Below are 9,977 nucleotides of genomic sequence, written 5' to 3'. Positions count from 1 at the left end.
CCGACGCGGCCGGCGCCGGCTGCGCCGCCGTCGCCGCGGGCGCGGCCGCCTGCTCGCCCTCGGGCGGGGGCGCGGCCGGGCTGGCGGGCCCCAGGACCACGATCGGCTCGCCGGCCTTGTATTCCGGTGACACGCGGACCTGGTTGCGGGTCAGCGCGACCGACAGCTTGCGCTCCTTCCCGCCGTCCGGCGTGAAGCGCAGGGCGCGCCAATCCACCGCGATCTTGCGGGTGCCGACACCGAGGAAGCCGCCGAAATCGATGATCGCGGCGCGGGGATGGCCCTCCTTGTCGATGATGATGTCGATCACGCGTCCCAGCTCGTCGCCGCCGGCGCTGCGCACGCTGCGGCCGAGCAGGCTCTCGTAATCCTGGGTGTCGAGGACGGTGGCCGGCGTTCCCTGCTGCTGCGCCTGGGCCGGGGCGGGCGGCGCGCCCGCGGCAGCCGGCGGACTGGATGGCGGGGCGGCCGGTGTCGCCGCGGGTGGCGGTGGGGCCGGTGTCTGGATCGGTGTCTGGGCCGGAGGTGCGGATTGCGGCGTGGCCGGAGTCTGCGGCGCGGCCTGACCGGCAGGCCCCTCGCTGCCGCTCGCCTGGGCCTGCGCCGCGGTCCCCGACGCCCAGAGGGCGAGCGTCACGGCCGCGATCATCCGGTTGGTTCTGAACACGCTTCGTCCTCTGAGGAATGGCCGGGCCACACCGGCGCTCCGGCGCGTCCACGACCGCTTTCGGCCGGTTCCGGGTCCGCCGCCGGCAGGACCCCGCCTGCGGATGGCGTCGTGCCGCAGGACCTGGGCGAAGTTATGGACCGCGTCGGCCCGTCAGCAAGGCTCGGGCCGCGCATGTCGGCCGGGCGCTACCGGGCGGCGGAGGGCGTCCGGAGGTCATCCCCCGGCGTCCCGTGGTGCTGTCTGGTTTTCGCCGCAACCCCAGCGTAGACAACCGCGCATAAACCCATGCGAGCTGCGGATGGCACCGCGGCCACTGTCGAGGACTACACGATGTCGACCCTCACCACGTCGCGACGCGCGGCAGCGCGCGGTCTCGCGCTCGCCGCCGCACTGGCCGGTCTCGTGGCCGGCTGTCAGGCGCTCGGCGGCGGCGGCGGCGTGATGCCGGCGACGGAGGTCGGGCTGCCGCCGTCGCTGCGCGGCTCCCTGCCCAATCGCGAGCCGCGCAATGCCGCGGTCGACGCGGACGGCCAGCCGCTGCAGACGGCGCCGACGAAGCAACTCGCGATCCCCAGGACAGCCGGCAGCGCCACGCGGACGGCCGACAGCGGCGAGCGCCGGATCCGGCGGGAGGATCTCGACGGCGGCAACGCGGCCGTCGGCGGCAGCGGCGGCAGCGGCTCGATGGGCCCGATGCTGTCGCCCGGCGGCAGCGTCGGTCTCGGCGGGAAGTTCTGAGCCGATACGGCTCGGCACCCGCGCCCCTCCCGAGCGCGGGCACCCGCACGCGGGGACGACGCTCGATGCGGGCGCGACGGCCCGGGTCGGCGCGCCGCGCCGACGCTCACCTAGCCGACCCCCTGGCTCGGCGCCTCCGCGGTCACGCCCGGCTCGATGTCGACGACGTAGCCGCCGAGTTCCGTGCTGTAGCTGAGGCTCTTCCAGGGCAGCGGGTGATGGGTCTCGCCGAGCCCGAGGAATCCCCCGAAGGCCAGCACGGCGTAGGCGACCTGTCCGGAAACCTTGTCCACCATGAAATTGTGGATGGCGCCGAGGTGGCGGCCGCTGCGATCGTAGACGGCCGTGCCCTCGACCTTGTTGGACGCGATCAGCCGCGGCGTCTCGTCGATCGCCATGCCCTCGCCCGTCGGGTCCAGTTCCAGCGTGCCGGGCTCTCTCAGGGTACGTTCGTTGGGCAAATCCGTCGGCATGGTCTCTCCACGGTTCGCGCGCGGGGCGGTGCCCGCGCGGCCATTCCTCGGCTCACTAAGCGCGCGGGTCGGGGCCGGTTCCGCCGGCGGGCAGCGGGGGCCGGACCCGCACCGAGCGCTCAGGGGGCGGGCGGCATGCCGGCGCTCGCCCGCCGCTGATTGATCCGGTCGCGGACCGACCGGTTCGCCAGCAGCATCTCGAAGCCGAAGGCCACCAGGGCGCACAGCGTGCACAGGATCGCCGCGCCGAACAGGCCGAACAGCAGGGTCGCGACCGTGCTGTCGCGAAGCGCGCCCACGAACAGGGTCAGCACCGAGCCGCAGGTCGCCACGCCGCCGAGCGCGGCCAGGAACACCGCGGCGTCGAGCGCGAGGGAGCGCCGGTGAAGGCGGTTCAGGCGCTTCCCGAGGCGGACGCGCTCGGCATCGCCGGCGCCCGCGAGCAATCCGGACACGTGATCGGCTTGGTCCGCCACGCGCGCGAGACGGGCCCCGAAGACGTTGAGCAGCGTCGCGATGCCCGACAGCAGGAAGACGGGGCTGAGCGCCACCTGGACGACGTGGGCGGTGCTTTCCAGGCTGGCGAGGGTGATCGGGTCGGTCATGCGGTCGGGCTGATGCACCCGGCGGACCGGCGCGGCAATTCCGGCGCGCTCAGATCAGCCCGCGGCCCGGCGCGATGCCGGAAGCGGTCGTCTCCGCGCGGATCACGAGCCCGAGACCGGTGACCAGTCCGGTGGCGAGCAGGAGCGCGAGCGTGAGGGCCGGGGCGAACATGCCTGTATTTCGCGCGCAGGATTGTTAAGAGCAGGTTTCGCGTTCAGCATCTGGCCGAATAATCTTCACCACGGCATCCATCGAGCGATCCCACAGGGGATTCCCGTGCGTGCCTTGTGGATGAGGGCGTTGCAAAGGCAATTTCCCCTTGGAACGGCGGCGGCACCGCTTAGTTGCTGCTATGCTGGCTCGGCCGTGGGGCGATCATGCCCCGGCCTGCGGCCCGAGAACCGGAGGAAGTTTATGGCCACAAAGACCGAGAAGGCTGCGCCGAAGGCGGCCAAGACCACCAAGACTGCGGAGAAGGCCGCCCCGGCGAAGGCTGCGAAGCCGGCTGCCGCCAAGTCGGCCGGCACCAAGCCCAACGCTCTGCAGCAGCCGCTGAAGCCGTCGGCCGAGCTCGGCGCCATCGTCGGCACCAGCCCGCTGCCCCGCGGCGAGGTGGTCAGCAAGGTTTGGGATTACATCAAGAAGAACAACCTTCAGAACCCGCAGAACAAGCGCGAGATCGTTGCCGACGACAAGCTCAAGAAGGTCTTCGGCAAGGACAAGTGCTCCATGTTCGAGATGAACAAGCACCTCGCCGCGCATCTGAAGGCCTGATCACGACCTAGAGCCCAGTCCGGCATCTCGTCCGGGCCGACGGCTCTAGGTGCCTTCGTGACGTTCCAGTTGGGCCGGAGGACCGGCCGACCTGGCGCGCCGCGGGCGAAAGCCCGGTGTCCAGAGCGACCGGTCAGACCGGAGGGCTTTGGCCGTCCGCTGGGCCGGACGCGTCGGAAGGTCTGGAACCCGGGCTTCCCCGCGCGCACTCGCCGAGCCACCGCGGTCCCGCGCACGCGGGGTCGTCGACAAGGCCCAGCTTCAGTGACCTGTCGGGCACGGCCAGCCGATCCGGGCCCCATGCCGGGCCCCATGCCGGGCCCTATGGCGGGCCCTATGGCGGGCCCCATGCCGAGTCCCGCGCGATCCTAGGCGAGCCCCTGCAGGACACCGCCATCGACCCGCAGAGCCGCGCCGGTGGTGGCGCTCGCGGCCGGGCTGCAGAGATAGGCGACGAGGTTCGCGACCTCCTCCACGCGCGCGAGGCGCTGGATCAGCGAGGAGGGCCGGTGCTCCGCGACGAAGCTGCGGCCCATGGCCTCGAGGTCTGCATCCGCCGCGCCGCCGGCCATCTGCCTCATGAACTCCGCCACACCTTCCGACAGGGTCGGGCCGGGCAGCACGCTGTTGACCGTCACGCCGGTGCCGGCCACCGTCTGGGCGAGCCCGCGGGAGATCGCGAGCTGCGCGGTCTTGGTCATCCCGTAATGGACCATCTCGGTCGGCGTGTTGATGCCGGACTCGCTGGAGATGAAGATCACCCGGCCCCAGCCCCGCTCCGTCATGCCGGGCGTGTAGGCCTTGGACAGGCGCACCCCGCTCATCACGTTGACGTCGAAGAAGCGCTGCCAGTCGGCGTCCGGGATCTCGAAGAACGGCTTCGGCTCGAAGATCCCGGTGTTGTTCACCAGCACGTCCACGGCCGGAAGCGCCTGGACCAGCGCGGACACGCCGTCCGCGGTCGCGACGTCGCCCGGCGCCGCGAAGGCGCGGCCGGCGCTCGCCTCCCCCCGCAGCTTCGCCAGCGCGGCCTCGACGCGCTCGGGCGTGCGGCCGTTGATGCCGACCTCGGCGCCGAGATCGAGGAGTTCCTTGGCGATGGCGTAGCCGATGCCGCCGGTCGAGCCGGTGACCAGGGCCTTCCGGCCGGTGAGATCGAGATCCATGGGACGCTCCAGCACGTGACTCGTCGCGTCAACGCGGTCCGGTGGCCGCGGTGGCATACGGGGTCGGTCTAGCCGCTCCGACTCCGCCGCAGGACGCTGGCGCAGCCGCCGATCACCGAGAGCGCCACCGCACAGGAGAGCGAGATGGTCACGGCCCGCTCGGCCCCGAGCCCGTGGGTCAGGCCGAAGATCACCGCCACCAGGGCCGCGCCGAGGGACTGCCCTGTGAGCCGCGCCGTCGACTGCATGCCGCTCGCCCCGCCGGCCCGCTCGCGCGGCGCCGAGGTGACGATGACCTTGTTGTTGGGTGACTGGAACAGGCCGAAGCCGAGGCCGCACAGGGTCAGCCGCCAGACGATGTCGAGGGTGACGGGAGCCTCTGGCAGGAGCGTCACGCTGACGAGCCCGGCGGCCATCATGGCCAGCCCGATACCGCCGAGGATACCGGGCGGGTAGCGGTCCGCGAGGCGGCCGGAGATCGGTGCCATCGCGGCGACCGCGATCGGCCATGGGGTGAGCAGGAAGCCGGTCTGGGTGCTGGACAGGTGGAGAACGTCCTGGAAGTAGAAGGGCAGCGCCACGTAGGAGACCATCTGGGCGCAGAACGAGGCGACCGACGTCGCCATCGACAGGGCGAAGGCGGGGATCCGCAGCAGGTCGACCGGCAGGAGCGGGGCAGGCAGCCGGATCTGGCGCCGCACGAACACCGCCCCGACCACCAGGGCGGCCGCGAGCTCGACGGCGGCGACGCCCCGGCCCTCCGCATCGCCGAGCCCGTCGATCCCGATGATCAGCAGGCCGAAGGTCAGCGCGTTGAGCACCGCGCTCACGAGATCGAACGGGCGGCCGCTCGCCGGTGTGACCGGCAGGGTCCGGGACGCCACCGCCAGGGCCAGCAGGCCTACGGGGATGTTCACGAGGAACAGCCAGGGCCAGGTCGCCACCGACAGGATCGCGGCCGCCACGGTCGGACCGGCGGCCGAGGCCACCGCCACCACCAGCGCGACGTTGGCGACCCCCTGGCCGATCATCCGGTGCGGGTAGATGAAGCGCACGAAGCCGATGTTGACGCTCATGATCGCCGCGCCCCCGAGACCCTGGACGATCCGGGCCGCGATCAGCAGCGGCAGGTTCGGCGCGACCGCGCAGGCGAGGGAGGCGGCGACGAACACCGCGAGCCCCGGCAGGTAGACCTTCCGGAAGCCGAAGATGTCGCCGAGGGCCGCGAAGGGCAGGAGGCTGGCCGTGACGGCGACCTGATAGGCGTTGACCACGAAGATCGCGTCGGCCGGCCTGACCGCGAGGTCCTTCGCCATCACGGGCAGCGCCACGTTGACGATGGCCCCGTCGAGGACCGCCATGGTCATGGCGAGCCCGATCGCCGCCATGGCGAGGACGCGCTCGCGCGGCGGCAGGCCGTCCTGGACGGGCCCCTGCGCGGCGCCCTGGGGATGACCCGGCGCGCTGCCTGTCGGACCGGGCGGGACCTGCGCCATGGGTGCGCGCTCCTGCGGCGTCCCGGCGGGTCCGTGACGTCGATGGCTGGAACAATCCGCGCACGGGACGCGCCGCGGAGGCTGCTCCCTATGCGCAGGCGTGGAGGCCCGTCGAGGGGCGCCGTGTGTCCTATGTCACCGCGCGGGCAGGTTTGTTCGTGCGGACGCGCGCGGCGCGGATCAGGCGCAGGCCCGGGCGTCGCCGCGCCCGGTCGGGGTCAGGCCAGCATGTAGGTGAGCAGGGAGCGGAGCTGGGCCGGCTTGATCGGCTTGTGCACGAGTTCCGCGCCGGCGGCCGTCACCCGATCCTCGACCGCGCCGGAATGGTCGGCGGTGGTGACGATGACCGGGAGCGGGTCGGATCGCAGCCCCCGGAGATAGGCGGCCACGTCGAGGCCGCAGGCGCCGTCGTCGAGATGGTAGTCGAGCACCAGGATGTCCGGCGCCCCGGCGCCCGCCGCGACGGCGGCCTTCACGCCCGCGAGGTCGCGGAAGGTCGAGACCCGCGCATCCCAGTTCTGGAGCAGGCGCGCGAGGGCGTCGGCCGTCGAGGCGTCGTTCTCGACCACGAGGACGTGGGCCCCCGAGAGCCGGGTCGCCACCGGGGCGGGCGGGGCGGCGGCGGCCGGAATTGCGCTCAGGGGCAGCGTCAGCGCCACCCGGGTGCCGTGGCCGACCCGGGAGCGCAGCCGCAGGGGATGATCGAGGGCCAGGGCCATGCGGCGGACGATCGACAGGCCGAGGCCGAGTCCCGGCTCCTCGCCGCTGCTGGGCCGGTCGCCGCCCCGGAAGAACTCGTCGAAGACGAGCTCGCATTCCTCGGCGGCGATGCCGCAGCCCGTGTCGGTCACCTCGATCCGGACGCCGCCGGAGCGGCGCCGGGCCGCGAGGACGATCCCGCCGGCGCGGGTGTAGCGGACGGCGTTGGAGACGAGGTTCTGGAGGATCCGCTGCAGGAGCACCACGTCGCTGGTGACGGTAACCTCCGGGCAGTGGACCGACAGGCGCAGGCCCTTGCGCTGCGCGAAGGGCTCGAAGCTCTCGGCGATTCCCGCCAGCAGGTCGGGCAGGAAGACGGGCTGGACCTGCGGCCGGACGATCCCGGCATCGAGCTTCGAGATGTCGAGCAGCGTCTTGATCAGGTCCTCGATGGTCTGCAGACCCCGCTCAACCTGTCCGGCGATGGCGCGCGCGTCCGGCGGCACGTCGAGGTCGGCCAGCGCCGAGATCGACAGGCGGGCGGCGTTGACCGGCTGCAGCAGATCGTGGCTCGCCGCCGCCAGGAACCGCGTCTTCGAGCGGTTGGCTGTCTCGGCCTCCTCCTTCGCGGCGGCCAGCGCCTCGTTGGAGCGCTCCAGCCGGTGCATCAGCCCGGTCAGCTCCTCGGTGCGGGTGCGGACCCGGCCCTCGAGCATGATCGCCGTCTGGAACAGCGAGTAGGCGCTGCCCCGCTGGTCCATGGAGCGCTCGACATGGGACATCAGCGCGGCGTTGATCCGCTCGAGCTTCTCGATCCGCCGGTGCAGGGACGCGTCGGTCTCGAGGCCGTTCGGGTGCAGGGTCACGACGCGGCCGGGGCGGGGGCCGCGGCCGGCGCGTCCGCAGCCAGGGTCTTGCCGATGGCGATGCCCGTGAAGGTCTGGTTCAGGTGCATCGCCCGGTACTGCTCGCCGAAGGTCTCGAAGCCGACGACGTTGTAGCGGCGGTAGAGATCGGCGATCCCGTGGCGCACCTGCCGGCTCTCGGCGTCGAGGCGGCGGAGCACGCACTCGAAGCCGATGATCAGGTCGACGCCGCCGAGCACGGCGTCGAGGCGCGCCAGCTCCGCCCGGGTCGAGGCGACGATGTCGCGCGGCTCGGCGAGGGTCAGCACCACGCCCTCGTCCACCGCGCAGAAGAAGCTGAGCGAGCCGTCCTCGTTCATCCGCCGGATCGAGCGGCAGAAATACTCGCCGCCGACCTTCACGGCGAGCGGGTAGGCGGCGAAGCTCATCGGCGACAGGCCCTCGGGGTCGAGGCCGATCGCCATCGCGTATTCCCGGGCGGCCGGCTCTGCGTTGAGCTCGTGCACGGTGCGGCGCTCGCCGTCCGAGGCGGTGACCACGAACTTGGTCCGCGTCGGCTCGAAATTGTCGCTCTTGAAGATCTCCACCGAGAAGTCGGTCTCGACGAGCACCAGGACCGCTGCCTTGCGGTGGATCTTCCCCCCGTGGAGCATGACGGCGTCGCGGAAGCGCAGGTCGTCGCCGGCCGAACCGCCGACGATCGGGATGCCGTCGAGCGCCCAGGCGATGGCCGAGACCACCGTCTCCTCCGCATTGGCAAGCCCGTCGATCAGCGACAGGGCGAAGCGGTGGCCCGTGCCGGCCGCGTCGACCTCGCGGCACCGGTCCAGCGGGTCGAGGGTCCGGCGCAGCGCCCGGACCGCCGAGGCGGTCCGCTCCACGTCGAGGTGGTCGATCGCGTCGAGGACGGTCGAGACGATCCTGAAGCGCTCGGCCGGGAACGCGATGACGACGAGCCCGCGGTCGAGGCCGCCGGCCGGGGCGATGCCGCCCGACATCGAGCAGCCGGCCACCGGCACGCCGGGGAACCGGGTCTCCAGCGCGCGGGCCAGGATCTCGGCATCGTAATCGGCGGAGAAGAAGGCGACGACTTGCGACAGGGCGGTGTCACCGACCGCTCGCGCGACCTCCGCGGCCGCCTCGGCGGCCCCGGCCGCGCCCGTCCAGGCCGTCCAGATGCCGCACAGATGGCGGCGCACTCCCGATCCTTGAGCCACGTTCCATCCCCTGCGACCCCCTCGGCAGGCTTGGCGCCCGCTCTTCAGCGTCTCGCGCGGAGTATGTCGTGCGCAACCGAGCGGTGCAACGGGGCGTGTTGGCCCCCCGAGGCCGGCCCGAGCGCGAGGCCGGGCCCTGGGATGGGCGCTCACTTCATGCAGGCGTCCTCGGCCTTCTCGAAGGCCGCGGGCTTGGCCTCGTGGTCCGCCGGCCGGCCGCGTCCGACCGCCCCGTCCGAGCGGGCGCGGAGATAGGTGTAGATGTCCGGCAGGTAGCACATGACGTTCTTGTTCTCGCCAAAGGCCGGCATGACCAGCTCCTGCGAGGCGTTCACGTCCCGCTTGCCGCCCACGACGATGCCGGCGAAGTGCGCGTAGTCCATGCCCTTGAGGGCGTCGACCAGGGAGGGCGCGTAGGTCGAGCCCAGCCCGTCCGGCCCGTGGCAGGCCAAGCAATTCGCGCTGTACCGCACGTAGCCGGACATGGTGTACCAGTCGACCTTCTTGCCGTTCTCCGTGATGTGGTAGGTCGGATCACCGTTCTTGTCGGTGTACTGGCCGTCCTGGACCTTGGCCGGCTGCGTCGGTCCCTCGCTCTTCAGGTCGGCCGCGGACGGGACCGCCGTCGGGGCCGCGGCGGAGGCCGGCAGCATTCCCAGGGTTCCTGCTGCGAGTCCGGCCAGGACGAGGCTGGCCACTCTCTCTGCAACGCACCGCATCCGTCTTCCTCCTGCCGCCCACAGGCTTCTTCTCGGTGGCGCGGCGCCGGGATAACGGCGGATCCCGGCCGAGAACACCTTGGTGCGCCTTCACGTTTTCGCGCACGGCCCGGGAGCGTCACGATGACCGGCCGGGAGTGCGCTTATCCGCGTTGCGCACAGCATTAACCTTTTGTTAATCGGCGGATTGCCGCCGGCCCGCCGGCGTGAGAGCTTTCGTTAACGAGAGCTTAACGGTTGGGTCCCGGCGATGCGGTTCGCGGTTTCCATGATGCAGGGACTGGTCCAGGGACCCGCCTCGCGTCGGCTCTCCCGGGGCCGCCGGACGGCCCTGGCCGCCCTCGCGGCCGTGGTCGCGGGTCTCGCCGCCCCGGCCCAGGCGCAGACGCTGGCGAGCCTGCCCACCGAGGCCGGCGCCCGGGTGCAGGGCGACGCCAAGCCGATCGCGGCGTGGGTGACGTTCTGCCAGACCTACGCGGCGGAGTGCGCGCTGGACCGGGGCGAGCCGGCCCGGATCAGCCTGACGCCCGCGACCTGGGCGACGATCGTGTCG

General features: G+C 72.2%; 10 protein-coding genes and 2 pseudogenes. 3 read left to right on the top strand and 9 right to left on the bottom strand.

Features of this window, described 5'->3' with window-relative positions; all coding sequences use genetic code 11:
* Positions 1 to 649 (bottom strand): PRC-barrel domain-containing protein (locus ACLBXO_RS30920; protein WP_447687810.1); only part of this gene is annotated, 649 nt, incomplete at its 3' end.
* 351 nt (positions 650 to 1,000) lie between these two features.
* Between ACLBXO_RS30920 and ACLBXO_RS30915 the strand changes: the two genes are divergently transcribed.
* Positions 1,001 to 1,408, top strand: a complete 408-nt coding sequence (locus ACLBXO_RS30915; RefSeq protein ID WP_331318589.1) for a hypothetical protein — start codon at positions 1,001 to 1,003, stop codon at positions 1,406 to 1,408.
* A 113-nt stretch (positions 1,409 to 1,521) separates the two neighbouring features.
* Here the strand turns inward: ACLBXO_RS30915 and ACLBXO_RS30910 are convergent.
* From ACLBXO_RS30910 to ACLBXO_RS30900, 3 genes and pseudogenes are all read right to left on the bottom strand, one after another.
* Positions 1,522 to 1,881 (bottom strand): annotated as a pseudogene (locus tag ACLBXO_RS30910) (PRC-barrel domain-containing protein); the annotation flags it as partial.
* A gap of 119 nt (positions 1,882 to 2,000) precedes the next feature.
* Positions 2,001 to 2,486 (bottom strand): DUF2721 domain-containing protein, encoded by a 486-nt coding sequence (locus tag ACLBXO_RS30905; RefSeq protein WP_447687809.1) that lies wholly within the window; start codon positions 2,484 to 2,486, stop codon positions 2,001 to 2,003.
* Positions 2,487 to 2,535: 49 nt separating this feature from the next.
* Complete coding sequence (locus ACLBXO_RS30900; RefSeq protein ID WP_331316910.1) at positions 2,536 to 2,658, bottom strand: hypothetical protein; 123 nt, start codon at positions 2,656 to 2,658, stop codon at positions 2,536 to 2,538.
* 243 nt (positions 2,659 to 2,901) lie between these two features.
* Here ACLBXO_RS30900 and ACLBXO_RS30895 point away from each other — a divergent pair, with 243 nt between their 5' ends.
* Entirely contained in the window at positions 2,902 to 3,261 is a 360-nt protein-coding gene (locus tag ACLBXO_RS30895) for an SWIB/MDM2 domain-containing protein (RefSeq protein ID WP_012320460.1), read from the top strand.
* Between the two features lie 368 nt (positions 3,262 to 3,629).
* Here ACLBXO_RS30895 and ACLBXO_RS30890 read toward each other — a convergent pair whose 3' ends face one another.
* The 5 genes from ACLBXO_RS30890 to ACLBXO_RS30870 form a co-directional block, all read right to left on the bottom strand.
* On the bottom strand, positions 3,630 to 4,427 hold the full coding sequence (locus tag ACLBXO_RS30890; protein ID WP_447687808.1) for an SDR family NAD(P)-dependent oxidoreductase: 798 nt from the start codon (positions 4,425 to 4,427) through the stop codon (positions 3,630 to 3,632).
* A gap of 68 nt (positions 4,428 to 4,495) precedes the next feature.
* Positions 4,496 to 5,923, bottom strand: a complete 1,428-nt coding sequence (locus tag ACLBXO_RS30885) for an MFS transporter (protein ID WP_447687807.1) — start codon at positions 5,921 to 5,923, stop codon at positions 4,496 to 4,498.
* 218 nt (positions 5,924 to 6,141) lie between these two features.
* Complete coding sequence (locus ACLBXO_RS30880; protein ID WP_331316914.1) at positions 6,142 to 7,488, bottom strand: ATP-binding response regulator; 1,347 nt, start codon at positions 7,486 to 7,488, stop codon at positions 6,142 to 6,144.
* Entirely contained in the window at positions 7,485 to 8,687 is a 1,203-nt protein-coding gene (locus tag ACLBXO_RS30875; protein WP_447687806.1) for an FIST signal transduction protein, read from the bottom strand. The genes ACLBXO_RS30880 and ACLBXO_RS30875 overlap by 4 nt, the downstream gene beginning before the upstream one ends.
* Positions 8,688 to 8,854: 167 nt before the next feature.
* Positions 8,855 to 9,424 carry a c-type cytochrome, methanol metabolism-related gene (locus tag ACLBXO_RS30870; protein WP_447687805.1) on the bottom strand — a complete coding sequence of 190 codons (570 nt, stop codon included), beginning with the start codon at positions 9,422 to 9,424 and terminating at the stop codon, positions 8,855 to 8,857.
* 250 nt (positions 9,425 to 9,674) lie between these two features.
* On the opposite strand from ACLBXO_RS30870, the pseudogene ACLBXO_RS30865 reads away from it, so the two are divergent.
* Positions 9,675 to 9,977: pseudogene (locus ACLBXO_RS30865) on the top strand (transglutaminase-like cysteine peptidase); the annotation flags it as partial.

It is taken from the genome of Methylobacterium sp. C33D (assembly GCF_053345825.1).
The sequence above is the reverse complement of the archived record's forward strand: the minus strand, read 5'-3'. Positions and strand labels throughout refer to the sequence as shown.